We start from the raw sequence: 25,722 nt of genomic DNA, 5'->3' as shown, positions 1-25,722 counted from the left end.
GCCATGCGCCGGGTTCACCACCCTCCTGGAGACGAGATGACAGAAGCGAACGCCGGCGCCCCCGCGACGATCGTGCTGCCCGATGCGCCCGACGAGTTCCAGCCGGCCCTCGGCCGGGGCGACGCGATCGCATGGAGCGAACCGTTGACGATACACACCTACGAGGCAGGAGCACCCAGCTCCTACCCGATGTACCTCGACCGGCGGGTGTACCAGGGGTCGAGCGGCCGGGTGTATCCGATCCCGTTCATCGACAGCGTGTCGGATGAGGGTGTCGCCCGCGAATGGCAGGCCGTACACCTCGAGAACGAATACGTGCGCCTCGTCGTGCTGCCCGAACTCGGCGGCCGCATCCACATCGGTTATGACAAGACGACGGGCTACGACTTCTTCTACCGCAACAACGTCATCAAGCCCGCGCTCGTCGGCCTCGCGGGGCCCTGGATCAGCGGCGGCGTCGAGTTCAATTGGCCGCAGCACCACCGGCCCGCGACTTACCTCCCGGTCGACGTGCGGATCGAGACGGATGCCGACGGCACGGCGACCGTCTGGTGCCACGGCCACGACCCCTTCGCCCGAATGTCCGCACAGCACGGCATCCGCCTGCGCGCCGGCAGCTCGGTCATCGAACTGGTGGTGCGGATGCACAACCGCACCGACGAACGGCAGACCTTCCTGTGGTGGGCGAACGTCGCCGCCCGGGTCGGTGACGACTACCAGTCCTTCTTCCCGGAAGACGTGCGTTACGTCGCCGATCACGCCCGCCGTGCGCTCACGGCGTTCCCCGCCGCGGATCGTCCGTACTACGGGGTCGACTACCCGGGACTGGCGGAGCGCGACCCGCAGGCGAACCGGATCGACTGGTACCGCAACATCCCGGTGCCGACCTCGTACATGATCGTGGACTCCGAACAGGACTTCTTCGGCGGGTACGACCACGCCGCCGGGGCCGGCTTCGTGCATTGGGCTGAGCGGCGCGTCTCCCCGGGAAAGAAGCTGTGGACCTGGGGCGACGCCCCGTTCGGGCACGCCTGGGACGACCAGCTCAGTGACGGTGATGGCCCGTACGTCGAACTGATGGCCGGTGTCTACACCGACAACCAGCCGGACTTCACCTGGATCCTTCCGGGTGAGACCAAGACCTTCACTCAGTACTGGTATCCGCTGCCGGCCACGGGGCCGGCGAGCCAGGCGACTCCGGATGCCGCAGTGCACGTCTCACGCGACGGCGATGTCTCAGCACGCTTCGCCGTGACCGCGCGCCAGAACGCCGCCGTCATGCGCATCCTCGCCGGTGGTGAGGTCCTGGCATCGCACACCTGTGACCTCGAACCCGGGCGTACGGCGGAGCTGCGCGTCGCGGATGCTGCCGGCCTCGCAGGACTGGTCGTCGAACTGAACGACGCCCACGGACGGAACCTGGTGCGCTGGATCCCTGTGGGCCCGGCAGACGAGGAACCGTGGGTCGCCCATGAACCCCCGGCCGTGGAGGACATCGACTCCGTCGACGAGTTGTATCTCACCGGACTGCACCTCGCGCAGTACCGGCATCCGACGCGTTCCCCGCTGCTCTACTGGGAAGCCGCGTTGGAACGCGATCCGGGCGATGTGCGCACGAACCTCGCCCTCGCGGACAACCGCTACCGTGCGGGTGAGTATGCCGTCGCGCTCACCCACATCGAGGGTGCACTGGACCGGCTCACCCGACGCAACGCGAATCCGTTGGATGCGGAAGCCTTCCATCTCCTCGGCCTCGTGCTGCGCCGACTCGGACGCACCGTCGAGGCGGAACGCGCCTTCGGCAAGGCCGGATGGGACGGCACGTGGGCAGCCGGGGCCGGGCTCGCCCTGGCGCGATCGCTGGCCGGGCGGCAACAGAACCGCGCCGCACTGCGCGTGCTCGACTCGCTCGATGAAACTGTCGGTCACGACGCGCGGCGCTCCGCGCTGCGCGTGGTTCTGCTGCGCCGGCTCGGTGACGACGCCGTGGCATCCGCGCTTCTCGACGGGGCGCTCCAGACCGATCCGCTCGACGCGACGCTGCGCGTGCTGGCCGGCGAGCCGACCGGCGACGCGGGGATGCTGCTGGACGTCGCGATCGAGCTGCGCGACGCAGGAGAAGCGGATGCCGCACTCGACCTGCTCGTACAGATCGGAGCGCAGACGCCGACGGTGTCGGGCGGCCTCGCCCCCGTCGCCTGTTATCTCGCGGCAGCGCTGCACGACCGGATCGGTCAGACGCAGGAGGCCGCGCGGGTCCGGGCCGCCGCACGTGCGGCCGATCGCACCTTCTGCTTCCCGCACGGGCTCGACGCCCTCGATGCACTCACCGCCGCGCTGGCGGCCGATCCCGGCGACGCTGTCGCGCACTCCCTGATCGGCATGCTGCTGTTCTCCGTCGGCCGAGGCGGCGAGGCGGCCACGCACTGGGAGCAGGCGGTAGCGCTCGGTCTCGACGATGCGGTACTGCACCGCAACGCGGGGCTCGCAGCGTACAACATCGCACATGACGACGACCAAGCCTGGGCCCGGTACGAGACCGCCGTCGCCCTCGCCCCCCACGACGCACGCCTGCGCTACGAGCAGGATCAACTGGCCGCTCGCCTCGGGCATTCAACCGCGCAGCGTCTCGCACGACTGATCGACGACGAGCCCCTCGTACTCACGCGCGATGATCTCACCATCGAGTATTTGCGGCTGCTCCTCGCCGAGGGTCGCGCGGAACGTGCCTACGACATCCTCACCACTCGCCTCTTCCACCCCTGGGAGGGCGGAGAGGGTCAGGCGATCGCCCTCTGGGATGCGGTGCACGCTGCGCTCAGAAGGCCGATCGCCGATCCGCCCGCTTCGCTCGGCGAGGCACGCACGCCCTACACCGCTCCCGTCGCCAGGCACGATGACGGCTCGACGGACTACTTCGCCACGAGCCTGCCCGAGATGCTGCTGTTCTGGCAGGAACCGGACGGACCTCGGGCATGATCCCCCGGTCCGGCCGGCAGTACGATCTCCGCTCCGGCCGCTACCGGGTGACGGTCGCTTCCGTGGGCGCGACGCTGCGGATGCTGCGATACGACGGTCGCGACCTGGTGCGCAGCTTCGACGCCGACGTGCTGCGGCCGGGCATGAGCGGCGCCGTGCTGGCCCCCTGGCCGAACCGCACCTCTGATGGCCGCTACGAGTTCGACGGTGCCGTGCACCAGCTGGCGATCAACGAGATCGATCGCCGCACCGCTGCACACGGCCTCGTGGCGTGGACAGGTTTCGAGCCGGAGCGGGTCGAGGACGACGCGGTGCTGTTGAGCACGACGATCGAGCCCCAGGAGGGGTACCCCTGGCGCGTGCGGATCGATGCGGAGTTCACGTTGACGGAAGCCGGGCTGCGGCAGAGTGTCACCGCGACGAACCTCGGCGCGGAGCGGGCTCCGGTCGCGCTCGGGGCTCACCCGTACCTGCTCGCCGGCGCTGCGCGCAAAGCGGCGATCGACGAATGGCGGCTTGCTCTGACCGCGACACGAATGCTCACCGTCTCCGAGGACCGCTGCCTGCCCGTGCGTCCCGCCTCGGCTGGCATCGACGGCTCTGAACTGCCACTGCGCGGGCGCACCCTGAACAACGCGTTCACCGGCCTCGAGGGCGTCGACGCTGGGCGGCCGATCGTGCGGGTCGTGGACGCCACGGGCCAGGGTGCAGAGCTCGTGCTGGGCGACGGCGCGGGCTGGGTGCAGCTCTACACGTCGGACGAATCCATCGGAGACGAGTTTCGCAGCGCCGTGGCCGTCGAGCCGCAGACCTCTCCGCCTGATGCGCTGAACTCCGGACTGGACCTGCCCGTGATCGGGCCGGGGGAGAGCGTCCACCTGAGCTGGGGCATACGCGCCGTCCAGCGGCCCGGCATCCGAGCATGAAAAAAGCCCCCGGGTGGAGCCGGGGGCTTTCGTAGCAGGAGCGGGGCTTGAACCCGCGACCTCACGATTATGAGTCGTGCGCTCTGACCAGCTGAGCTACCCTGCCACGAGTCGTTCATCGGAAAGAATGAACGCTACGAGCCCCGAGTCAGGATTGAACTGACGACCCCTTCCTTACCATGGAAGTGCTCTGCCACTGAGCTATCGGGGCATGTTCCCCGTCACCGGGCAACCAGAAAAGCCTAACATCCCTGAGGGCCGATCAGGAAATCGGGCCGACCCCATCGTGACGTCCGGCGTTCTTCTTCATCCACGGCAGCGGATCGAACGTCTGCCCGTTGCGGAGCAGCTCGAAGTGCAGGTGCGCTCCGTAGGAGTGACCGGTGTTTCCGACGAGTCCGACGATGTCGCCGACCTTCACGTGCTGACCGGTCTTCACCCGGATCGAGCCGTGCTGCATGTGCGAATAGTGGCTCGTGACGACCTGGCCGTCGACCATGTGGTCGATGTACACGGTCACGCCGTAGCCGCCGCCGTTCTCGGTCGCCTTGCGCACGACGCCGTCGGCGATCGCCTGGATCGGCGCACCGTTTCCGGGGATCAGGTCGATGCCCTGATGCATCCGTCCACGGCGCATGCCGTACGGCCACGACATTCCGGTGCCCACGGCGAACGGCCACTGGATCGCCGCCGTGGTGTCGTTCGTGTACACGCTGGTCGAGTAGTGGATGCCCTCCTCGGCAGCGAGGTCGGCCATCGACATCGACGAGTACTCGCCGGAGCGTGCGATCTCCTCGTCCTCCAGATCGGAGGGAGCCACGAACGCCTGGATGTCCTTCTCGACCGCCTTGCGCTGCGTCGTGTCCTCGGCGGCGGTGAGCGAGGTCACCGACTGCGCGCCCTGACCCTGGCCGGCGGCGACAGCCTCGGACGGCAGCGTCGTCGACACGAGCATGAGTCCCGCGACTGCCATCACACCGAGCGAGGCCCCGGCGGCGACGATCTTGCGGCCGAAGCGACGGCCTCGGCGCGGCGCGACATGCTCGGAGTCGGCCCGGTCGTCCTGCTTCGCCTCCTCCGGTGCGTATGCCTCGGGAAGCGGCTCGACGGTCTCGTCGAGATCATCTGCGCTGAACCCGAAGGCTTCGGCAGCGGCCGAGAACGCGTCGACGGACGGATCCGTCGCACGCGCATCGTTCTCAACGGCGGGTCCCGTCACGGACACGGACTCGGATGCGTGAGAAGCGGATGCCTGAGCGGCCCGGTGCTGGGCTGCGGCCTGCTCGGCGCGAGCCTGGGCGGCCCGCTCAGCGCGGACCTGAGCGAGGCGAGCCTCCTCCTCGGCCCGGGCCTGGGCGGCGGCCTGCTGGGCGGCGAGCTGCTCCGCGTGAGCGTCAGCGGCGAGCTGCTCTGCGTGAGCACGCTCAGCGGCTGCGCGCTCCGCGGCGTTCCGCTCCGCCGCGACTCGCTCGGCAGCCTGCGCTGCGGCGATGCGCTTTGCTTGAGCCCGCTCAGCGGCAGCCTGCTCGGCCGCGACATGCTCTGCTTGTGCACGGGCCGCGACCTGCTCGGCGTGAGCCCGCTCCGCGGCAGCCTGCTCAGCAGCGATCTGTTCGATGCGAGCTTGCTCGGCGGCAGCCGCCTCCGCTGCAACGCGTTCGGCGCGCACCTGCTCAGCGCGTGCCTGGTCGGTCTCGGAGGGCTCGTCGAAGATCAGACGCTCAGACTTCAGCTCAGCAGCACCGGCCTGCACGATCGGCTCCGCCTCGACGACGGGCCCAGCGGCGACGGATTCAGCTGCGAGCGGTTCGACGGCGCCCGAGGCACGGTGCGCACCGGCATCCGCGATCGCGGAGCGCCAGGGCGCAGCATCCGATACGGCTGCCGGCGCGACGCCGGCGCGACGCGCACGGCGACCGACGAACGGCTGCTCAACAGCCGACTCCGACACGACGGGGATCTCAGCGGTCTGGCGCGCACGAACCTCGCGGCGAGAAGCGGGAACGACGGGCGACGAGACTTCAGCTGCGGCCTGAGCGGGCACTGCGCGGCGTCGGTTCGACCGACGCTCGGGGGCAGAGCCGGTCTCGGGGGCATCGAAGGGCAAAGGAAATCTCTCGGTCGCGCGTCAAGAAGGGGGGCACTCTCGCTCGGGTAAACGAAAGTAACGATCGCGTAAACGATACCCGCTCTCGGCTGGGAGCGCCATGAACGGCGACCAGAAAGTCGATCGCCTTTACGAATCAGGCCTCGGCGAGCATCTCGAACAGGCGCGAGTGCACATCCGCTCCACCCGCGAACAGCAGCGGGCGGGGAGCATCCGTGTCGATGCGGGACACCGCTCCCCCGGCCTCGGCAACGAGGATCGCACCGGCAGCGAAGTCCCATGGCTTCAGTCCGCGCTCGAAGAAGCCGTCCAGGCGTCCGGCCGCGACATACGAGAGGTCGATCGCCGCTGATCCCATCCGGCGCAGATCGCGCGCCATCGTCATCACGCGGCGCACCGTCGCGAGATCGCCGTCGTGCGTCGAGGGGTCGTAGCCGAAGCCGGTCGCCAGCAGGGCTCCCGCCGGCGTCTCAGTCGTCACCGCGAGCGGGGCGCCGTCGTGCCACGCACCTTCCCCGCGAACGGCCGTGAACAGCTCGCCGAGCGCGGGGGCGCACACTGCGGCCGCGACGCCAGTCCACCCCTCGGGCTCGGGCGAGCCATCGACGACGGCGATGCTCACCGAATACGCGGGAATGCCGTAACTGTAATTGACCGTGCCGTCGATCGGATCGACGACCCAGGTGAGCCCGCTCGTGCCCCCGGCTGCACCGGACTCCTCGCCGAGGAATCCGTCGTCGGGACGCTCCGCCGCCAGCCGGTCGCGGATGAGCGCCTCGACCTCGCGGTCGGCGTCGGTCACGATGTCGGCGAGCGTCGACTTCGTGGCGGCGAGGTGCACGCCCTCACGGCGCCGGCGAGCAGCCAGCTCTCCCGCTTCGAGAGCGATCTCCGCGGCGAGCGCTCCGAGTTCGATGTCGGTCATGAGACTCCTCCTGGTGGGCCGTGCCCCCAGTCTTGCCCAGATCGGATGCTGCGGCACGCAACCCGTCTTCGAGCATTCGACACACATCGGGGGCCGACAGCGGCCGCAGACCCGTCAGCGCGACGAACGCGCGGCGAAGGCTGCGACGCGGGCCTTCGCGTCGGGCGTCTCGAAGGATGCCCCGATCGACAGCGCCTCCTCCTCGAGCTGCTCGTGGAAGGTGCGCTCGGGCTGGGAGCGGACCAGGCGCTTCGCGTGACCGTAAGCCCCAGCGGCACCGGCCAGCCAGAACCGGGCGATCTCCTCGGCGCGCGCCCTGACCGCATCGGCCTCGGCTGCGGCATCCGCTCCTTCCACGGCGGCGACCGCCTCGGCGACCAGACCCCACTCCACGGCCTCGGCCGCGCTGAGCATGCGGTCCTGCAGCACCAACTGCAGCGCACGCCGCTGGCCGACGGCATCCGCGAGCTGCGCCGAGACCGACAGGTCGGGTGTGAGGCCGATGTTCGCGTACAGGCTGCCGATCTTCGAGTGCGCGCCGACGACCGCGTAGTCGCTGCACATCAGGATGCCGAGTCCGCCGCCGGCGGTCGTGCCGTGCGCGGCCGCGACGACCGGCTTCGCCGCGTCCGTGAGCGAGCGGATTCCCTCGTTGATCACCCGTGCGAACGCGGTGATGTCCTCACCGCCACCCATCTCCGTCGCCATGTCGAGCACATCGCCGCCGGCGCAGAACGACGGACCGGCGGCGTCGATCAGGATCGCGCGCACATCATCGCGGGCGACGACTTCGGCAGTGACATCCCGCCAGGCGTAGGCCAGGTCGCCGTTGAAGGCGTTCAGCCGGGCGGGGCGGTTCAGCGTGAGCCGCGCGAGGCCCTCGTCGACGGTGAACAGGATGGGCTCGCCCATTGGCGTCTCCTTCGGTGCGTACGGGTGCCTCCAGCGTATCCGCGGGACTGAGTCGCCGCATCCATGACACTCAGTCTTCGAGTACGCGCAGCACCAGATCGTGCATCCGGCGGCGGGTGCCGTCCAGCCGCATGTCGACCTGGCCGGCCGCGAGCACCTCGTTCGGAGCGAGCGGATGCGCGAGCCGCACGTTCTCGTGGCAGGAAAGGTCCGCGCACACGTACGTGCCGACCGAGTCGCCACGGCGGCCACGATCCCCCACTCGCCGCGCCGCCCACAGCGCCACCTGGTTGCCCGGCTGCATGGTGTGGCAGATGTTGCACATGCCCGATCGCGTGCGCCCCGCGCCGGCCGTCTGCAGCACGATGCCGACGGTGCGGCCCTCGTGCTCGAGCAGCACGTACCCACGCTTGGCCGACGCGGGGTCGCGCCAGGCGAAGAAGTCGAGATAGTCCCAGTCCGTGAGCAGGAAGTCGTGCGGCAGCTCGATCAGCCGCAGCTCCTCGTCTGCGGCGTTGACGAAGGATGCCCGGACGTCGGCCTCGGTCAGCGGATGCATCGCTTCAGTCTATGCACGCGTCCCGCCGACGCCGGGACTCAGCCCGCGTCGTCGAGCACCCCGCGCGCACCACCCTCGGCGTCTGCCGGAGGCGTCTCTGAGCGCGTCACCGGGCTCGATTTCCTGAGCGGCGCAACGGCGGGTAATATGATTTCTCGCGCCCCCGGTTGGCTGTTCAAGTCGGACGGGTGTGCATGGCGAGTTGCCCGAGCGGCCAAAGGGAGCTGACTGTAAATCAGCCGCGGAATGCTTCGGGGGTTCGAATCCCTCACTCGCCACCCAAACGAAGAAGGACCTCCGCATGCGGGGGTCCTTCTTCGTTGAACCGTCAGCTGCCCTGGACTCCGCGCTCCGACTCTGCGAGCGACTCCGGCGTGCGCAGCAGGCCGCCCTCCGCGCGGCAGGTCGCCGCGGCGATCAGCATCGCGCGGTCGAGCAGGGCCTGCCAGCCCGCCTCATCCGCTGGGCGCCCGTCACTCAGCCCCGCCGTCACGGCGGCGAGGGTCGCATCTCCCGCACCGACCGTGTCGACGATCCGACCTGGCAGATCCGCGATCGGAGCCGTGACGATCCCGGCATCGGTGTCGAGCACCGCACCATCGGCGCCGGCCGTCGCCAGCACGGCGGCGACACCTGCCGCGCGCAGTCGTGCACGCAGGGCGTCGAGGTCGCCATCGTAGAGCAGCGCAGCGTCGTCCGCACCGACCTTCACCAGAGCGGCGCGCGCCGCCAACCGCTCGAACCCGCGCACGAATTCGGCACGGTCCGCGAGCATCCCGGCTCGTGGGTTCGGATCGATCGCGAGCGTCGCGTCACCGAGCGCCTCGGACAGCGCATCCGTCTCGGCAGGAACGTCGAACGGGAAGCAGCTGACCGCCACGATCCCGGCGGCCGCAATCGCCGCGTGGGCATCGTCTCCATAGCGGATGCTGCGCCGCTGCGCGGCCTCGTTGAACACGTACTCCGGCTCGCCGGTGCGCCCTTTCTGCACGACGGCGCGCGAGGAGCCGAGCGGCGCGGGGCTGTCGATCAGAGTGACGCCGTGATCGGCCAGGTACTCGCGGATGTGGTCGCCCGCCTCGTCCGCGCCGACCATCGCGATCAACGTGACCGGAACACCGAGTCGTCGCAGCCCGACAGCGACATTCAGCGCGGCACCGCCGACCAGCTCGCGCACGCCCCCGCCATCCCGGATCTCGTCGATCAGGGCATCCCCGATCACGACCGCGCCACGTGCCGGCACCTGCTGCTGCTCCATCCCGTCAGACTAGCGGCGCCGCCACGGTCACGAGGAGTCGGGGACTGCGCCTTCCCTGCCCTCGCACCCCGCCTCTTCCGGCCCCTCATGGGGACGGTCACTGCCCGTTCCGATGAGGGGTGACAAAGAGCGCTGTCCGGGCCATGGACTCGACGTTCTCTGAACCCGCACGCGGGACGAGTGGCGACGCGTTTCGTGCACGGTGGCGCACACCGTCGGGACTACCCTGTGGCCATGAGAGCCGCGCGTGTCTTCGTCATCGCCGTCGCCGTCGCGGCATCCGTCCTCCTCGCCGGCTGCGCGCCTGCGGCATCCGATCCCGAGACCGGCGGCAAGACGACGTCGTCGACGAGCAAGGCGACGGATGCACCGGACAAGACCTCATCGTCTTCGCGGTCGCCGTCGGCGACGGCCACCGTGAAACCGGCGGCCATCCCGAAGGACTGCCACAAGATCCTGACATCCGAGGTGCTCGCACAGCTCAAGGACGTGCCGCTGAACGACAAGGCCTTCGGCCCCTCGGGCACTCTGAAGGACGGATCGCTGAAGTGCGTGTGGGGCGACCCGCAGGCCGACACGACAGGGCTCGTGACCACCATCACGCATGAGCGCAGCGGGCCGGCCCTCGAGAAGCTGAACGGCCTGGTCGCCGAGGGTTTCACCTGCTACGCGCCAGACCAGGGCACCCGCTGCGAGAAGATCTGGAAGAACAAGACCTACCCGGTCACCGACGGTCGCACCCTGTTCTACCGGCAGGGCGTGCTCATCGACACGCAGTACTCGAACCTCGCGCCCAAGGGATACACCGACGCGATCATCGCCAGCATCTGGGGCTGATCACCGGTCCCGGCCTGTCACACATGCAGGCACGGCGACCGGCCGCCGGCCGGATGCTCGGCGTGTCTGCCTGCATCCGTCCGAACTGCCTGCATACGCAACCAGGTCCCCGGGTACGACGAAGGCCCCGGACCCTCCGAAGAGGGGCCGGGGCCTTCATTCACATCAGCACTCAGTTATAGGTGCCGGGCGTGATGTCGTCGGTCGAGAACGCGTCGAAGTCGACGTAGCCGAAGTCGCCCTCGGCGTACGCGCCGTCGGATGCGAAGATCCGGTTCGGGTAGCGCTCGCTCTTGGCCTCCTCGGTCGCCTCGACCGTGATGTCACGGTACTTGGCGAGACCGGTTCCGGCCGGGATGAGCTTACCGATGATGACGTTCTCCTTGAGGCCGACCAGCGGGTCGCGCTTGCCCTCCATGGCGGCCTGCGTGAGCACGCGGGTCGTCTCCTGGAAGGACGCGGCCGACAGCCAGGACTCGGTCGCCAGCGAAGCCTTGGTGATACCCATCAGCTCCGGACGGCCCGACGCCGGGCGCTTGCCCTCGGACACCGACTCGCGGTTGATCGACTGGTAGCGCTTGAGGTCGACCATCTCGCCGGGCAGCAGGGTCGTGTCGCCGTGGTCGACGACGGTGACCTTGCGCAGCATCTGGCGCACGATGACCTCGATGTGCTTGTCGTGGATCGGCACACCCTGCGAGCGGTACACGCCCTGCACGCCGTTCACGAGGTAACGCTGCACCTCGCGAGCGCCCTGCACACGCATGACCTCCTTGGGGTCGAGCGTGCCGACCTGGAGAGGCTGACCGACCGAGACGTGCTGGCCGTCCTCGACGAGAAGCGTCGCACGCTTCAGCACCGGGTAGACCACCTCTTCGTCACCGGAGTCGGGCGTCAGGATGACCTTCTTGCCCTTGTCGTTCTCCTCGATCGTGATGCGGCCGTCGGCCTCGGCGATCGGGGATGCGCCCTTCGGCGTACGAGCCTCGAAGAGCTCCTGCACACGGGGCAGACCCTGGGTGATGTCATCGGCCGAGGCCGAACCACCGGTGTGGAAGGTACGCATCGTCAGCTGGGTACCGGGCTCACCGATCGACTGGGCGGCGATGATGCCCACGGCCTCGCCGATGTCGACGGTCTTGCCGGTCGCGAGCGAACGGCCGTAGCACTGCGCGCAGACACCGACAGCCGAGTCGCAGGTCAGCACGGAGCGGACCTTGATCGTCTCGACACCGGCCTCGACCAGCTTGTCGATCAGCACGTCACCCACGTCGTCACCGGCCGAGGCGAGGACCTCGCCCGACTCGTTCACGACATCGGATGCCAGGGTGCGGGCGAACACGGAGTTCTCGACGTTCGCGTCGCGGACGAGCTCGCCCTGCGAGTTCGGCGCGGCGATCGGCAGCTCGAGACCCTTGGTCGTGCCACAGTCCTGCTCGCGGATGATGACATCCTGCGAGACGTCCACCAGACGACGGGTCAGGTAACCCGAGTCGGCGGTGCGCAGAGCGGTGTCGGCCAGACCCTTACGGGTACCGTGCGTCGCGATGAAGTACTCCGCCACCGACAGACCCTCGCGGTACGAGGAGATGATCGGACGGGGGATGATCTCACCCTTGGGGTTGTTCACCAGACCACGCATACCCGCGATGTTGCGGATCTGCAGCCAGTTACCACGAGCACCCGACGACACCATGCGGTTGATGGTGTTGTCGATCGGGAAGTTCGCCTTCATCGCGGCCTGGACCTCGTCGGTCGCCTCGGTCCAGATCTTGATGAGCTCCTGACGACGCTCGGCGTCGGTGGTCAGACCCTTCTCGTACTGCGACTGGACCTTCGCGGCCTGCTTCTCGTAGCCGGCCACGATCTCCGCCTTGTTCGGCGGGGTGAGGATGTCGCTCAGCGCCACCGTGACACCCGAACGGGTGGCCCAGTAGAAACCGGCGTCCTTGATGCGGTCCAGCGTCGCCGCCGTCTCGACCTTGGGGTACTCCTCGGCCAGCTTGTTGACGATCTGCGACAGCTTGCCCTTGTCGGCGACCTCGCGCACGAACGGGTAGCCCTTCGGCATCGCGTCGTTGAAGATCGCCTGGCCCAGCGAGGCATCCACGAGGCCGTGGCGCTCGTAGCCGTCGGGAGCCTCGCCCTCGAGGAAGGTCAGCCCCGGGATGCGGATGCGGATCTTCGCCTGCAGGTCGAGGGTGCCCTCGTCGCGAGCCAGCATGGCCTCGCCGACCGAGCCGAACGCACGTCCCTCACCGGCGGCACCGGGGGTGACGGTGGTGAGGTGGTGCAGACCGATGATCATGTCCTGCGAGGGCAGGGTCACCGGACGGCCGTCCGACGGCTTCAGGATGTTGTTCGACGCGAGCATCAGCACGCGGGCCTCGGCCTGAGCCTCGACCGACAGCGGCAGGTGCACGGCCATCTGGTCACCGTCGAAGTCCGCGTTGAAGGCGGCGCAGACGAGCGGGTGCAGCTGGATGGCCTTGCCCTCGACGAGCTGCGGCTCGAAGGCCTGGATACCCAGGCGGTGCAGGGTGGGGGCGCGGTTCAGCAGCACGGGGCGCTCGCGGATGATCTCCTCGAGCACGTCCCAGACCTCGGGACGGGTGCGCTCGACGGCGCGCTTGGCGGCCTTGATGTTCTGCGAGTGACCCAGGTCGATCAGGCGCTTGATGACGAAGGGCTTGAACAGCTCCAGGGCCATCTGCTTGGGCAGACCGCACTGGTGCAGCTTCAGCTGCGGGCCGACGACGATGACCGAACGGCCCGAGTAGTCGACGCGCTTGCCGAGCAGGTTCTGGCGGAAGCGACCCTGCTTACCCTTCAGCATGTCGCTGAGGGACTTCAGGGCGCGGTTGCCGGTGCCGGTCACAGGGCGACCACGGCGGCCGTTGTCGAACAGTGCGTCGACGGCCTCCTGCAGCATCCGCTTCTCGTTGTTGACGATGATCTCGGGGGCGCCGAGGTCGATCAGACGACGAAGACGGTTGTTGCGGTTGATCACGCGGCGGTACAGGTCGTTCAGGTCGGAGGTCGCGAAGCGGCCACCGTCCAGCTGAACCATCGGACGCAGCTCCGGCGGGATCACCGGGACGACGTCGAGGACCATCGCGGCCGGGCTCATGCCGGTCTCGAGGAACGAGCTGACGACCTTCAGGCGCTTGATCGCGCGGATCTTGCGCTGACCCTTGCCCTCGGAGATCTGCAGGCGCAGCGACTCGGCCTCGGCGGCCAGGTCGAATGCGGCCAGGCGACGCTGGATCGACTCCGCGCCCATGTAGGCCTCGAAGTACTGACCGAAGCGGTCCTGCAGCTCGTGGAAGACGTCGTCCTCGGGACGCAGGGCGCCCACCTCGAGGGTGCGGAAGTCCTCCCACACGCGCTCGAGCTTGGCGATGGCCTCGTCAGCACCCTTGCGGGTGAGGGTCATCTCCTTCTCGGCGGCGTCCTTGACCTTCTTCTTCTGGTCGGCCTTGGCACCCTCCGCCTCGAGAGCGGCGAGCTCCTCCTCCAGCTTGGCCAGGCGCTCCGCGATCTTGGCGTCGCGGCGGTCGCCGAGCGTCTTCAGCTCGAGGCGGATGTTGTTCTCCTGCGTGGCGAGGTCGCGGTGACGAGCATCCTCGTCGACCGAGATCACCATGTAGGCGGCGAAGTAGATGACCTTCTCGAGGTCCTTCGGCGCCATGTCGAGCAGGTACCCGAGGCGCGAGGGCACGCCCTTGAAGTACCAGATGTGCGTCACGGGCGCGGCGAGCTCGATGTGGCCCATGCGCTCACGACGGACGGAGCTCTTGGTGACCTCCACGCCGCAGCGCTCGCAGACGATGCCCTTGAAGCGGACGCGCTTGTACTTGCCGCAGGCGCACTCCCAGTCGCGGCTGGGTCCGAAGATCTGCTCGCCGAAGAGGCCGTCCTTCTCGGGCTTGAGCGTGCGGTAGTTGATCGTCTCGGGCTTCTTGACCTCGCCGTACGACCATCCGCGGATGTCGTCAGCGGTCGCCAGTCCGATCCGAAGCTCATCGAAAGTTGTTGCGTCGAGCACTAGTTCTCCTGTGTCGAAATTCTTCTGAAGAAAAGTTGGATGCCGGAAGCCGGCGTCAGATCTCGTCGATCGACGCGGCCTCGAAGCGGCTGGAGATGTTGATGCCGAGCTCCTCCGCAGCGCGGAAGGCCTCGTCATCCGTGTCGCGCAGGTTCACAGCCGTGCCGTCAGCCGAGAGGACCTCGACGTTCAGGCAGAGGGACTGCATCTCCTTCATGAGCACCTTGAAGGACTCCGGGATGCCGGGCTCCTGGATGTTCTCGCCCTTGACGATCGCCTCGTACACCTTGACGCGGCCGAGGATGTCGTCGGACTTGATCGTCAGCAGCTCCTGCAGCGCGTAAGCGGCGCCGTAGGCCTCGAGCGCCCAGACCTCCATCTCACCGAAGCGCTGGCCACCGAACTGGGCCTTACCGCCGAGCGGCTGCTGGGTGATCATCGAGTAGGGGCCCGTCGAGCGTGCGTGGATCTTGTCGTCGACGAGGTGGTGCAGCTTCAGGATGTACATGTAGCCCACCGAGACCGGTGCCGGGAACGGCTCGCCGGAGCGGCCGTCGAACAGCTGGGTCTTGCCGGACGCGTCGATCAGGCGGACGCCGTCGCGGGTGGGGAGCGTCGAGTCGAGCAGACCCGAGATCTCCTCCTCGCTGGCACCGTCGAACACCGGGGTCGCGACCTTGGTGTCGGGGGCGACGTCGCGGGCGTTGTCCGCCAGCTTGACGGCCCACTCCGGGTTGCCCTCGACCTTCCAGCCGGTCTTGGCGATCCACCCGAGGTGGGTCTCCAGAACCTGGCCGAAGTTCATGCGGCCCGGGATGCCGAGCGGGTTCAGGACCACGTCGACCGGGGTGCCGTCCGAGAGGAACGGCATGTCCTCGACCGGGAGGATCTTCGCGATGACACCCTTGTTGCCGTGGCGGCCGGCGAGCTTGTCGCCCTCGGTGATCTTGCGCTTCTGGGCGATGTAGACCACGACGCGGCGGTTGACGCCCGAGCCCAGCTCGTCGTCACCTTCCTCGGCGTTGAACTCCTTGACGGCGATGATCGTGCCCTGCTCACCGTGGGGCACCTTCAGAGAGGTGTCACGGACCTCGCGGCTCTTCTCGTTGAAGATCGCGCGGAGCAGGCGCTCCTCGGCCGAGAGCTCGGTCTCGCCCTTCGGCGTGACCTTTCCGACCAGGATGTCGCCGGGGCGGACCTCGGCACCGATGCGGATGATGCCGCGCTCGTCGAGGTCCTTCAGCAGCTCGGGGCTGACGTTGGGGAGGTCACGGGTGATCTCCTCCTTGCCCAGCTTGGTGTCGCGGGCGTCGACCTCGTACTCCTCGATGTGGATCGACGAGAGGGTGTCGTCCTTCACCAGCTCCTGGCTCAGGATGATGGCGTCCTCGAAGTTGTGACCCTCCCACGGCATGAACGCCACGAGCAGGTTCTTTCCGAGCGCCAGCTCGCCGTTCTCGGTGGCGGGGCCGTCGGCGATGACCTCGCCGACCTCGACGCGCTCACCGGCGGAAACGATCACACGCTGGTTGTACGACGTGCCCTGGTTGGAGCGGTCGAACTTGCGCAGGTGGTACTCCTGGATGCCGCCCTCGTCGAGCTGCACGGTGACCTTGTCGGCGGAGACCTCGGAGACGACACCGGCCTTCAGCGCGGTGACCACGTCACCGGCGTCGATCGCGGTGTAGCCCTCCATACCGGTGCCGACCAGCGGCGAGTCGGAGCGGAGCAGCGGCACGGCCTGACGCTGCATGTTCGCACCCATGAGGGCGCGCTGCGCGTCGTCGTGCTCGAGGAACGGCACGAGCGAGGTCGCGACCGACACCATCTGGCGCGGCGAGACGTCGATGTAGCCGATCTCCTCGGGCAGGAAGAGGTCCACCTCACCCGAGCCGCCCTTCGGGCGTGCGAGGACGTGGCTCTCGGTGAAGCGACCCTTGGCATCGAGCGGCGCGTTGGCCTGCGCGATGTTGAAGTCGGTCTCCTCGGCGGCGGTCAGGTAGTCGATGTGCTCGGTGACCGTGCCGTTCTCGACCTTGCGGTACGGCGTCTCGATGAAGCCGAAGGAGTTGATGCGGGCGAAGGTCGCGAGAGCACCGATCAGACCGATGTTCGGGCCTTCAGGCGTCTCGATCGGGCACATGCGGCCGTAGTGCGAGGGGTGCACGTCACGGACCTCGACGCCGGCGCGGTCGCGGCTCAGACCACCGGGGCCGAGGGCCGAGAGGCGGCGCTTGTTGGTCAGACCCGCGAGCGGGTTGTTCTGGTCCATGAACTGCGACAGCTGCGAGGTGCCGAAGAACTCCTTGATCGCGGCCACGACGGGGCGCACGTTGATCAGGGTCTGCGGGGTGATCGCCTCGATGTCCTGCGTGGTCATGCGCTCGCGGACGACGCGCTCCATGCGGGACAGACCGGTGCGGACCTGGTTCTGGATCAGCTCGCCGACGGCGCGGATGCGGCGGTTGCCGAAGTTGTCGATGTCATCGACAGCCATCCGGATCTCGGTCTTCTTGCCGCCGCGGATGCCCTCGAAGGTCTCGTCGCCGCGGTGCAGACGCACCATGTACTTGATCGTCGCGACGATGTCCTCGACGGTCAGCACCGAGTCGGTCAGCGGGTTCGCCAGGCCGAGCTTCTGGTTGATCTTGTAACGACCGACCTTGGCCAGGTCGTAGCGCTTCGGGTTGAAGTAGAAATTGTCCAGCAGCGCGCGAGCGGCCTCAGCGGCAACCTGCTCGCCCGGACGCAGCTTGCGGTAGATGTCGCGGAGCGCATCCTCCTTGGTGAGGATGGTGTCCTTCGCCAGGGTCTCCTCGATGGAGGTGAAGCCGGCGAACTCGGCGAGGATCTCCTCGCTGGTCATGCCCAGCGCCTTCAGGAAGACGGTGACGGACTGCTTGCGCTTGCGGTCGATGCGGACGCCGACCTGGTCGCGCTTGTCGATCTCGAACTCGAGCCAGGCACCGCGCGAGGGGATGACGCGAGCCGACACGATGTCCTTGTCGGACGTCTTGTCGGGAGTCTTGTCGAAGTAGACACCGGGCGAGCGCACCAGCTGCGAGACGACGACGCGCTCGGAGCCGTTGATGATGAACGTGCCCTTGTCGGTCTGCAGCGGGAAGTCGCCCATGAAGACCGTCTGGGTCTTGATCTCACCGGTCTGGTGGTTCATGAACTCGGCCTCGACGTACAGCGGGGCGGCGTAGGTCTTGCCGCGCTCCTTGCACTCGTCGATGGAGTACTTCTCCGGCTCCAGGTACGGGTTCGTGAAGCTCAGCTGCATCGTCTCGCCGAGGTCCTCGATCGGGGAGATCTCCTCGAAGATCTCACCCAGACCCGAGATCTCGGACACGTCGGTGCGGCCGGCCTTCTTCGCCTCGGCGACGCGCGCCTTCCAGGCGTCGTTGCCGACCAGCCAGCCGAAGGACTCGGTCTGGAGGGCGAGAAGGTCGGGGACCGTCAGCGTGTCGGAGATCTTGGCGAACGAGAGGCGGGATGCTCCGCGTCCGTTCTTTGGTGTGGTGGTGGAAGTGGATGCGTTGCGAGCAGCAGCCAAGGGAATAACCTCCGTGAGCCTGTGCGGGGCTCGTTGATTCCTCGTCGTCGGTGGAGTGCGCGCGCGAGTCTCAACATGCCGACCACCATATGAGGGCAGGGAGAAGCGAGCGCAACTACCTACTATATGCGCGATTCGGCGACATGGCAAGCGCGGTTCTTGACGATTTGCTGGGAGTGGGGTATTAGTACCCTCGAACCATGGGACGAACGCGCGCCAAGGACGAGGAGAACCCTCGGGCACGGCTGGATCACGGGGGAATCGCCGAGGTCACGGCGTCCGAGTTCACCAGCGGCTACGAGCTGATCGTCGACGGCACTCCCCAGTCGCACGTCGACCTCGACGACCCGACGCACCTGCACTTCGAGTACATCGTGCGGATGGGCGCGGTGATCGACCAGCTGCCCGCAGGACCGCTCACCGCCGTGCACCTTGGTGCCGGTGCGCTGACCATCCCCCGGTATGTCGAAGCCACTCGCCCTGGCTCACGGCAGCAGGTCATCGAGCTCGAGGCCCCCCTCGTGCAGCTGGTGCGGGAACATCTGCCGCTGCCGAAGGGCGCATCGATCCGCGTGCGGATCGGCGATGCGCGCGAGGGCGTCGGCCGGCTGCCTGCCGCACTGCACGGCGCCTGCGACCTGGTCGTCTCGGACGTGTTCGCAGGCTCCCAGACCCCCGCGCACCTCACCTCGGTCGAGTTCTATCGAGAGCTGTCCGCGCTGCTCGCGCCGACCGGCGTGCTGCTGGTCAACGTCGCAGACGGTCCCGGGCTCGCCTTCGCTCGCCGGCAGGTCGCCAGCGTGCAGGCCGTGTTCGCGGATGTCGCGGTGCTGGCCGACACGCAGGTTCTGAAGGGCCGCCGATTCGGCAACCTCGTCATCGCGGCATCCGCCTCTCCCCTGCCGACCGACTGGCTGCCGCGGATGCTGGCCGCAGGCCCGCATCCGGCGAAGATCGCGCAGGGCGCCGAGGTCGCGGCGTTCGCGCAGAAGGCCCGCGTCGTGACGGATGCGGATGCCGTGGCATCCCCCCGTCCCGACGCGAGCCTCTTCCTGCGCTGAGCGCTCTCGCGATCAACCGGCGCGCCAGGGCGAGTTCCTGCCGCCAGGTGCGTCACCGCGGGTCCACCAGCGCGCCGTGTACCGGATGCCGTCTTGGACGACGACGTCTCCTGCTTCGTACACGTGGTCGGCGAACCAGGGCTGCCCGGCGGCAGGGTCCGCCGCGCAGTCGGCATCCGTCTGCCAGGGGCTGTTCTTCGTGGTCCCCGGCATGGTGCCCTTCGCGTACCAGAGCGCCTCGAACACCTTGCCGTCCAGCGTGACCCTGTCGCCGGCGACGTAGGTGCGCCCGGCGTTCCAGATCGGCGTCGCCGCGCACACGGTCTTCTCATCGCCGGCGATCGGGCCGGGGACCGCGGCGCGAAGCGCGTCGGCCCCGGTCTTGGAAAGATCGCCCTTCGCGTCTCCGGCGATCTGCCAGTAGTCCACGCCGCCGAGCCCCTGCGCGACGGCCCACTTCGTCTTCTCGGCGACGGCCGTCGGGTCGTCGAGCGAGAACCACTCGCGAGTGGAGGCGTTGTAGCCGTATGTGGCGTTGAAGGCGCCGTCGGCATTCAGTTCATGGGTGTACGCCAGTCCCGCGGTCTTCAGCTGGTCCCAGGTTCGGGTTCCCCCGGCGATGCCGCCGCCGGATTGCTGCCACGGCTGCGGGTCGGCGTCCTTCCACCCCTGACCGTAGGCGGCGAGGCCCAGGTTGAGCTTCGCCGCGGGGACGCCGGCATTCTTGTAACCGGCGACGATGGTGTCCAGGCCAAGGCCCCAGTTGTGGTCGGGGTCGCCGTAGACGTTGCCCTGGTGACCGGTGCGCGGGTCCCAGGTGCCCCACAGGTCGTAGCCCTGCAGATTGCCGAAGTCGAGGTTCTCCCAGAGCTCGGGGTCGTTCCAGCCGCCGGCGGTGATGACTCCCGGGCTGGCCGGGAGGAACGCCGAGATCTCGAACTCCCGGCCGGTCTTCGCCTCACGCGCGTCCAGCGCGGCACGCAGCTCCTGCACGAACGCGAGGAAGTTCGCGCGGTCGTTCACCGGGTCGACCGAGTTGCCGACCTCCTGAGCCCAGTCCGGCGCACCGGGCCACTCCCAGTCCAGGTCGAAGCCGTCGAACAGGCCCGCCGCCGCACCGGTGCCACCACGGCCGTCGATGACGGGCAGGTTGCCGTCGAGATAGATGTCGATGCAGGACTGCACCAGTGCTGTGCGGTTCTCGGGTGTCGCGACCGCCTTCGAGAACGACTTCGACCAGGACCAGCCGCCCAGTGAGACGAGCACCCGCAGGTCGGGGTTGATCTTCTTCAACTGGACGACCTGGTTCATCGCACCGGCGAGCTTCTGCTTCCTGGTGTCGGCGATGCCGAGCACCGACTCGTCGGCGGTGTACGCGCGCACGAAGTCGGTCTGCGCCTCACCGGCGGTCTCGGTCTCGCCTGCCGCAGGGGCGACCCCGTCGGAGATGAAGCAGGTGTACGGCTTCACGCCGTCGAGGCCCTTCACACCGGCGGCGCGGGCCGCGTCGAGCGACTCCTGGCTGCCGGCGACGTTGCCGAAGGAGTAGTTCAGATGCGTCAGCGCACCGCTGTGCGCTCCCTCGGTGAAGAGCGTCTTCAGCGAGGTGGCCGGGTCGTTCGCCATCCACTGCCCGTAATAGCCGACGTTGCGGTACCCGTTGATGGTCGTGGTGCCGGGGACGGTGTCGCTCGCGATGGACACCTGCGGGGTGTCGCCGGCCGCCGCGGCGGCGACGGGCAGGACGCTCGCGGCGAGAGCCAGCGAGCCGAGGACCACGACGGGCGCGAGCCGCCTGCGACGTGCGGAGGCGTCGGATGCGGGGTGCATGGGAACTCCTTCGTTCGGGCACGTCGGGTTGCGCGCTCCGGGCCAGGATGCCGCATCCCCCGGCATCCGGCCAGGGGTATGCCGCAGGAATGTGGATAGCACGTACATCCCGCAGCCCGTGGAGAGGGGCTCAGGTAGGCCGAGGCAGGGCGCGCCTCAGGAGGTTCCCGGCGAGAGGAGGCAGACTGTCAGAAGCCGTCGCGGAGAGGAGAGTCGAGCAATGAGTCTGATCCAGGGTTATGACCCGGACACCCTTCGCGAACAGGTCAACCAGCGCGAATGCGAGGTGCGACTCGAGGAGATCGAGGTGCAGCGCAGCCTGCCCGCGCTGATGGAGCGCGTCTGGCTTCTGAAGGTTCTCGACCGCCTCGACGACGCTCTGCCGCTTTCGGAGGAGGCCGTCCGTCAGGCCCGCATGGCCGGCACCCGCAAGGACCTGCTGCGAGCCCGGGTGCTGCACGCGACCATCATGCAGTACCTCGGCAAGCACACCGCTGCCGAGCAGGAGCTGCGGCACGTGGCATCCGAGGCCGAGGGCCAGGGCTGGGCGCAGGTCGCGGCCTTCGCCCACCAGCACCACGGCAAGAACGCGTACGACGCCGGTGACTACGAGCAGGCGCGTGAGAGCTTCAAGCGCTCGCTGTTCCTGCGCCGCGAAGGCGGCGCCGAGGACCGCGACCTCGAGACCGCGCTGCTCGCGATCGAGGCGGCCGAGCGCCGCAGCAGCGTCGAACCCGTCGCCATCTGAGCACGTCCTGCGCGGCGATGTCGGCGCACCGGCCTAATGTGGGCCCATGGCAGATCTGAAGCGGGTTCGCGTCTGGGCCGAGGCCCTCATCGATCTGCATCTCGATCCGTCGTGGTCGTTCGAGTTCGACCACGCCAAGCGCCGTGCAGGTGCCTGCCACTACACGTCCAGCACGATCACGGTCTCGCGGTACCTCGCCGCCCGCTTCGAAGACGATGAGATCCACCAGGTGCTGCTGCACGAGGTCGCGCATGCCCTGGCCGGCCCGGCGGCAGCGCACGGCCGTGACTGGAAGCGCATCGCCGACGATCTCGGCTACGTCGGCGGCACGACGCATCACGGCGAGACGGCGACAGAGCTCGCGCCATGGGTCGGGCGCTGCCCGTCGGGGCATCTCGTCTACCGGCACCGCAGGCCCGGTCGGGCGATCTCCTGCGCGAAGTGCTCGCGCACCTATGATCCACGGTTCGCGTTCGCATGGACGCACCGGGAGATCACTCCGGCCGCCAGGCTCGCAGCGCAGACGCCCCGCTGAGCGCTACTCGAGCTGAGGGCCGTGCGGGCGGCGACGACGCACGAGCGCGGCGATGCCGCGCCAGCCCAGCAGGAAGACGCCGAGCGTGACGGTCGCGACGATGATGAACGGCACCGCCGCGGTGTCACCCGTGAGCACGCGCACCAGCATCCCGCCGGCGACCGTGACCACCCAGACCACGACGCCCCAGAGGATTCCCCAGGGCCGACGCGGACGCCCTGGGAGCAGGAAGGCGAGCAGGTAGCCGACCACGAGAGCGACGAGGAACGGCCATGCCGTGATGAGGAACCCCGTCGGGTCCTCGGAGTGCGAGGCGCGGCCGATCGCCGCGAAGACGAGCACGAGCAGAGCATCGAGGATGAGCGCGGGGAGGAACCTCATGCCTAGACCCTACGCGGGCGGCACTCGCGAGCGGAAGCGTCAGGCGAAGGCTGCGAACACTCCGCCGCGCAGGTGCGGCACGGCGCTGCTCGCGTCGTGCTCGGACGCCTCCTCCGGCGTAGCGGGGCGGATGCCGGCATCCGCCATCCGTGCAGTCGAGGCGACTCCGATCGCGAGCTCGCGGCCCGAGCCGCTCGCGGAGAGCAGATGCCGCAGGCCGCGGCGCAGTGCGCGGAAAGACTCCGCGGCAGCGACGGCCTCGGGTGAGGTGTGGTCGATGCCCAGGTCGATCAGCGCGCAGACCAGGGCGCCCGCGCCGAGCAGGTCCTCGACCGCGAAGCGCAGCGAGCCGTCGACCGCGCGCTCCCCCGCCGCGAGCACCGTGACCGAGGTGCGGTCGCCCCGCCGCTCCTGCAGAGCCATGACGGCGGATGCCACGGCCGAGGCGTTCCGGATGCCGCCGAGCAGCACCTCGGCACCGGTCGCGGCGGCCGCCTCCGCGACATCCGCGCCGTTGCTCGACCACGCCCGTGCGCCGTCCAGCGCGACCTCGGAGCCCGCCTCGACGAGCTCGGTGACCGTGGTCGAGAAGCGCAGCACGTCGACCGCGATGACGACATCCGCCGGTGCGAGCCGGGCCAGCCCCTCCGCTCCCCACTCGAGACGCACCTGATAGGGGGACTGGTCGAACGGCGAAGGCATCCCTCCAGCGTAGAGGGATGCCTTCGCCGTTCGTCTCGTCGCGGTCGCTCAGGACCCGAGCCTTTATTCCGCGGCGAGGGCCTCCACCGGCTGCACCTTCGTGGCGAGGCGGGTCGGCGTGACCGCGGCGACCAGCGTCAGCACGGCGGTCGACGCCGCGATGATCGCGATCGGCGCCCACGGCACCGCCGGCCAGACGAACCCTGCAGGGTTGAAGTCGGGCAGCACCGGCACCGAGCCGAGCAGCGACTGCGCGGCGATCCAGCCGTAGATCACCCCGAGCACCAGACCCAGCAGAGTCGCGGCGATCGTGATGTGCGCGGCCTCGAGCAGCACCATCCGGCGCACCTGCCGACCGGTGAGACCGATCGCCCGCAGCAGGCCGAGCTCACGGCGGCGCTGCACGACGCCGATCGTGAGCAGGTTCACCAGCCCGACCGCGGCGATCACGGCCGAGACGGCGACCAGCAGCATCATGATGTTCGCGAACGCGTCCATCGGGGCGAAGAACCCCTCGACGAACTCCCCCTCGCTCTGACGCATCATCAGCACCTTCGACGACTCCAGCGCGACGGCGAACATGGTGACGAGCGTGACCCCCATCACGACGCCGATCGCCATCCGGCTGGAGCGCTCCGGGTACCGCAGCGCGTTCTCGGCCGCGAGCCTCGCCGTGGCTCCGCTGCCGAACAGCCGCCCCACCAGTCGCAGCACCGGCGGCATCACGAGCACGGCACCGATCGCCAGGCCGGTGAAGGACAGCACCCCGCCGAAGAACGCGATGACGACGCCGAGCGGCGACACCAGGCCGACCACCACGCCGGCCGCGAGCAGCGCCGCCCCCACGATCAGCATCACCAGCGCGCCGACGTGCCGCGCCGGCCGGGCTGCGACCTCGTCGCCGCTGCGCTCGACAGCGCCGCCGATCGCCTGGAGCGGGGTCACGTCCAGCACCCTCCTCGACCCCGCCCAGGCGGCGATCCACGTGGTCAGCGCCACGCCGACCGCGGGCAGCACGATCATCGGCTGCAGCGTGCTGAACGTCGCCGGCGGATTCGGCAGCAGCTGCGCGCCGAGGATCGCTCCGACGTTCGCGAGGGTCAGCCCCGCGGCCAGGCCGAACAGCGCGCCCAGCACGCCGACGGCCAGCCCCTGCCTCGCGACCTCTTCGCGCTGCGAGCGAGCTGATGCCCCGATCAGGCGCATCAGCGCGATGCGGCGCGTGCGCCCGGCGATGATCGTCGTGAAGGTGTTCGCGGTCACGATCGCGGCGACATACATCGCCACGGCTGTGAGCAGCACCGACAGGATCATCACGACGAGCGCGAGCGTCTCGCTGTCGCCGATGTACGGGTCGGCCTGCAGCACCTGCCCGATGTAGGCGGTGACCTCGACGAGCAGCACGCCGAACCCGGCGGCGAGCGCCGCGACGAGGATGCTGGCTCCCATGCCCCGTTCACTCAGCCAGGCCAGACGCGTGGGGCGCGCCGCGCGCAGGTCGGCGGTCGCTGTGACGGCGGTCATGCTGCGACCCCGCTCGCCGGCGCGGTGCCGGCGGTCTCGGCCGCCAGCATGTGCGCGGCGATCTGCTCGGCCGACATCTGCGGGTGGTCTGCGACGATGCGGCCGTCGCCGAGGAACAGCACCCGGTCGGCGTGGCTCGCGGCGATCGCGTCGTGCGTGACCATCGCGATCGACTGGCCGTGCTCGCGGCTCGCCGTGGCGAGCAGCTGCAGCACCTCGCGGCCGGTGGCCGAGTCGAGGTTGCCGGTCGGCTCGTCGGCGAAGACCAGGTCGGGGGCAGTGGCCAGCGCGCGGGCGATGGCCACGCGCTGCTGCTGCCCGCCGGACAGCTCGTGCGGGCGGTGCTTCAGCCTGGCGCCGAGTCCGAGGGTCTCGACGAGCCCGTCGATGCGGGCCCGCTCGATCGCGGACGGACGGCGACCGTCCAGCTCGAACGGCAGCAGGATGTTGCCGAGCGCGTCGAGCGTCGGGATCAGGTTGAACGCCTGGAAGATGAAGCCCACCCGTCGCCGGCGCAGGACCGTCATCTCGAGGTCGCCGAGCTTCGTGATCTCGGAGTCGCCGATCCACACGCGACCCTCGGTCGGCGCGTCCAGGCCCGCCATGATGTGCATCAGTGTGGACTTGCCCGAACCGGACGGCCCCATGATCGCGGTGAACTGGCCACGGCGGATGCCGACGCTGACGTCGTCGAGCGCCCGAACGCCGGCGGCGCCCGCGCCGTAGGTCTTGGTGAGGTGCTGGACGCGTGCGGCGAGGCCGAGGTCCGAAGTCGTGATCTCCATGCCTACGACGCTATTTCCGGGGCGCGCCCTCGGTCATCGCCCTGCG

The 25,722-nt window shown here is 68.9% G+C and carries 18 protein-coding genes and 3 tRNA genes; 7 read left to right on the top strand and 14 right to left on the bottom strand.

The features are described from left to right. Positions 1-36 precede the first annotated feature (36 nt). Both ACFVDO_RS12650 and ACFVDO_RS12645 read left to right on the top strand, forming a co-directional pair. A complete protein-coding gene (locus tag ACFVDO_RS12650) occupies positions 37-2,979 on the top strand; it encodes a DUF5107 domain-containing protein (RefSeq protein ID WP_378859685.1) in 2,943 nt (980 codons plus the stop codon). Beyond that, positions 2,976-3,905, top strand: coding sequence for an aldose 1-epimerase family protein (locus tag ACFVDO_RS12645; protein ID WP_378859686.1), 930 nt, complete (start codon positions 2,976-2,978; stop codon positions 3,903-3,905). The genes ACFVDO_RS12650 and ACFVDO_RS12645 overlap by 4 nt, the downstream gene beginning before the upstream one ends. 32 nt (positions 3,906-3,937) lie before the next feature. On the opposite strand, the gene ACFVDO_RS12640 is transcribed toward ACFVDO_RS12645, so the two are convergent. The 6 genes from ACFVDO_RS12640 to ACFVDO_RS12615 form a co-directional block, all read right to left on the bottom strand. Continuing rightward, positions 3,938-4,011: transfer RNA gene (locus tag ACFVDO_RS12640), tRNA-Met, on the bottom strand. Between the two features lie 33 nt (positions 4,012-4,044). Beyond that, positions 4,045-4,116, bottom strand: a tRNA-Thr gene (locus ACFVDO_RS12635). A 51-nt stretch (positions 4,117-4,167) separates the two neighbouring features. Next, on the bottom strand, positions 4,168-5,856 hold the full coding sequence (locus ACFVDO_RS12630; protein ID WP_378859687.1) for a M23 family metallopeptidase: 1,689 nt from the start codon (positions 5,854-5,856) through the stop codon (positions 4,168-4,170). Between the two features lie 292 nt (positions 5,857-6,148). After that, positions 6,149-6,937 carry an inositol monophosphatase family protein gene (locus tag ACFVDO_RS12625; RefSeq protein WP_378859688.1) on the bottom strand — a complete coding sequence of 263 codons (789 nt, stop codon included), beginning with the start codon at positions 6,935-6,937 and terminating at the stop codon, positions 6,149-6,151. A gap of 114 nt (positions 6,938-7,051) precedes the next feature. After that, the gene (locus ACFVDO_RS12620; protein WP_378859689.1) at positions 7,052-7,849 is read right to left on the bottom strand and encodes an enoyl-CoA hydratase/isomerase family protein; all 798 of its coding nucleotides are present in this window, start codon (positions 7,847-7,849) and stop codon (positions 7,052-7,054) included. Positions 7,850-7,919: 70 nt separating this feature from the next. Beyond that, the gene (locus ACFVDO_RS12615; protein ID WP_378859690.1) at positions 7,920-8,408 is read right to left on the bottom strand and encodes an FBP domain-containing protein; all 489 of its coding nucleotides are present in this window, start codon (positions 8,406-8,408) and stop codon (positions 7,920-7,922) included. 196 nt (positions 8,409-8,604) lie between these two features. Between ACFVDO_RS12615 and ACFVDO_RS12610 the strand changes: the two genes are divergently transcribed. Then, positions 8,605-8,686 (top strand) — tRNA-Tyr (locus ACFVDO_RS12610). Positions 8,687-8,736: 50 nt separating this feature from the next. Here the strand turns inward: ACFVDO_RS12610 and ACFVDO_RS12605 are convergent. After that, entirely contained in the window at positions 8,737-9,666 is a 930-nt protein-coding gene (locus ACFVDO_RS12605; protein WP_378859691.1) for a PfkB family carbohydrate kinase, read from the bottom strand. A gap of 234 nt (positions 9,667-9,900) precedes the next feature. Here ACFVDO_RS12605 and ACFVDO_RS12600 point away from each other — a divergent pair, with 234 nt between their 5' ends. Continuing rightward, the gene (locus ACFVDO_RS12600) at positions 9,901-10,503 is read left to right on the top strand and encodes a hypothetical protein (RefSeq protein WP_378859692.1); all 603 of its coding nucleotides are present in this window, start codon (positions 9,901-9,903) and stop codon (positions 10,501-10,503) included. Positions 10,504-10,675: 172 nt separating this feature from the next. On the opposite strand, the gene rpoC is transcribed toward ACFVDO_RS12600, so the two are convergent. Further along, positions 10,676-14,551: a DNA-directed RNA polymerase subunit beta' gene (gene rpoC / locus ACFVDO_RS12595; RefSeq protein WP_378859693.1), complete on the bottom strand. Its 3,876-nt coding sequence runs from the start codon at positions 14,549-14,551 to the stop codon at positions 10,676-10,678. A 55-nt stretch (positions 14,552-14,606) separates the two neighbouring features. Beyond that, on the bottom strand, positions 14,607-18,110 hold the full coding sequence (locus ACFVDO_RS12590) for a DNA-directed RNA polymerase subunit beta (RefSeq protein WP_378859694.1): 3,504 nt from the start codon (positions 18,108-18,110) through the stop codon (positions 14,607-14,609). A gap of 200 nt (positions 18,111-18,310) precedes the next feature. On the opposite strand from ACFVDO_RS12590, the gene ACFVDO_RS12585 reads away from it, so the two are divergent. Then, positions 18,311-19,171 carry a spermidine synthase gene (locus ACFVDO_RS12585; protein WP_378859695.1) on the top strand — a complete coding sequence of 287 codons (861 nt, stop codon included), beginning with the start codon at positions 18,311-18,313 and terminating at the stop codon, positions 19,169-19,171. Positions 19,172-19,183: 12 nt separating this feature from the next. Here ACFVDO_RS12585 and ACFVDO_RS12580 read toward each other — a convergent pair whose 3' ends face one another. Then, entirely contained in the window at positions 19,184-21,001 is a 1,818-nt protein-coding gene (locus tag ACFVDO_RS12580; RefSeq protein ID WP_378859696.1) for a glycosyl hydrolase family 18 protein, read from the bottom strand. Between the two features lie 220 nt (positions 21,002-21,221). On the opposite strand from ACFVDO_RS12580, the gene ACFVDO_RS12575 reads away from it, so the two are divergent. After that, positions 21,222-21,749, top strand: coding sequence for a hypothetical protein (locus tag ACFVDO_RS12575; protein WP_378859697.1), 528 nt, complete (start codon positions 21,222-21,224; stop codon positions 21,747-21,749). A gap of 46 nt (positions 21,750-21,795) precedes the next feature. Beyond that, positions 21,796-22,284 (top strand): SprT-like domain-containing protein, encoded by a 489-nt coding sequence (locus tag ACFVDO_RS12570; protein WP_378859698.1) that lies wholly within the window; start codon positions 21,796-21,798, stop codon positions 22,282-22,284. 3 nt (positions 22,285-22,287) lie between these two features. On the opposite strand, the gene ACFVDO_RS12565 is transcribed toward ACFVDO_RS12570, so the two are convergent. The 4 genes from ACFVDO_RS12565 to ACFVDO_RS12550 all read right to left on the bottom strand — a co-directional run bounded on the left by ACFVDO_RS12565 (position 22,288) and on the right by ACFVDO_RS12550 (position 25,676). Continuing rightward, on the bottom strand, positions 22,288-22,665 hold the full coding sequence (locus ACFVDO_RS12565) for a DUF3054 domain-containing protein (RefSeq protein WP_378859699.1): 378 nt from the start codon (positions 22,663-22,665) through the stop codon (positions 22,288-22,290). 39 nt (positions 22,666-22,704) lie between these two features. Then, complete coding sequence (locus ACFVDO_RS12560; protein WP_378859700.1) at positions 22,705-23,367, bottom strand: 2-phosphosulfolactate phosphatase; 663 nt, start codon at positions 23,365-23,367, stop codon at positions 22,705-22,707. Between the two features lie 63 nt (positions 23,368-23,430). After that, positions 23,431-24,891: an FtsX-like permease family protein gene (locus ACFVDO_RS12555; RefSeq protein ID WP_378860063.1), complete on the bottom strand. Its 1,461-nt coding sequence runs from the start codon at positions 24,889-24,891 to the stop codon at positions 23,431-23,433. Beyond that, positions 24,888-25,676 (bottom strand): ABC transporter ATP-binding protein, encoded by a 789-nt coding sequence (locus ACFVDO_RS12550; RefSeq protein ID WP_378860062.1) that lies wholly within the window; start codon positions 25,674-25,676, stop codon positions 24,888-24,890. Before ACFVDO_RS12550 ends, ACFVDO_RS12555 begins: the two co-directional genes overlap by 4 nt. Positions 25,677-25,722: the final 46 nt, after the last annotated feature.

The organism is Microbacterium sp. NPDC057741 (genome assembly GCF_042798735.1).
Lineage (GTDB): Bacteria > Actinomycetota > Actinomycetes > Actinomycetales > Microbacteriaceae > Microbacterium.
Note: the sequence above shows the minus strand (reverse complement) of the source record. Positions and strands in the feature narration are given on the sequence as shown.

Bases quoted from the DNA above. Each gene is read 5' to 3' on its own strand.
- ACFVDO_RS12650 (WP_378859685.1), top strand. From the start codon at position 37: ATGACAGAAGCGAACGCCGGCGCCCCCGCGACGATCGTGCTGCCCGAT.
- ACFVDO_RS12645 (WP_378859686.1), top strand. From the start codon at position 2,976: ATGATCCCCCGGTCCGGCCGGCAGTACGATCTCCGCTCCGGCCGCTAC.
- ACFVDO_RS12625 (WP_378859688.1), bottom strand. From the start codon at position 6,937: ATGACCGACATCGAACTCGGAGCGCTCGCCGCGGAGATCGCTCTCGAA.
- ACFVDO_RS12620 (WP_378859689.1), bottom strand. From the start codon at position 7,849: ATGGGCGAGCCCATCCTGTTCACCGTCGACGAGGGCCTCGCGCGGCTC.
- ACFVDO_RS12615 (WP_378859690.1), bottom strand. From the start codon at position 8,408: ATGCATCCGCTGACCGAGGCCGACGTCCGGGCATCCTTCGTCAACGCC.
- ACFVDO_RS12605 (WP_378859691.1), bottom strand. From the start codon at position 9,666: ATGGAGCAGCAGCAGGTGCCGGCACGTGGCGCGGTCGTGATCGGGGAT.
- ACFVDO_RS12600 (WP_378859692.1), top strand. From the start codon at position 9,901: ATGAGAGCCGCGCGTGTCTTCGTCATCGCCGTCGCCGTCGCGGCATCC.
- ACFVDO_RS12585 (WP_378859695.1), top strand. From the start codon at position 18,311: ATGGGACGAACGCGCGCCAAGGACGAGGAGAACCCTCGGGCACGGCTG.
- ACFVDO_RS12580 (WP_378859696.1), bottom strand. From the start codon at position 21,001: ATGCACCCCGCATCCGACGCCTCCGCACGTCGCAGGCGGCTCGCGCCC.
- ACFVDO_RS12575 (WP_378859697.1), top strand. From the start codon at position 21,222: ATGAGTCTGATCCAGGGTTATGACCCGGACACCCTTCGCGAACAGGTC.
- ACFVDO_RS12570 (WP_378859698.1), top strand. From the start codon at position 21,796: ATGGCAGATCTGAAGCGGGTTCGCGTCTGGGCCGAGGCCCTCATCGAT.
- ACFVDO_RS12565 (WP_378859699.1), bottom strand. From the start codon at position 22,665: ATGAGGTTCCTCCCCGCGCTCATCCTCGATGCTCTGCTCGTGCTCGTC.
- ACFVDO_RS12560 (WP_378859700.1), bottom strand. From the start codon at position 23,367: ATGCCTTCGCCGTTCGACCAGTCCCCCTATCAGGTGCGTCTCGAGTGG.
- ACFVDO_RS12555 (WP_378860063.1), bottom strand. From the start codon at position 24,891: ATGACCGCCGTCACAGCGACCGCCGACCTGCGCGCGGCGCGCCCCACG.
- ACFVDO_RS12550 (WP_378860062.1), bottom strand. From the start codon at position 25,676: ATGGAGATCACGACTTCGGACCTCGGCCTCGCCGCACGCGTCCAGCAC.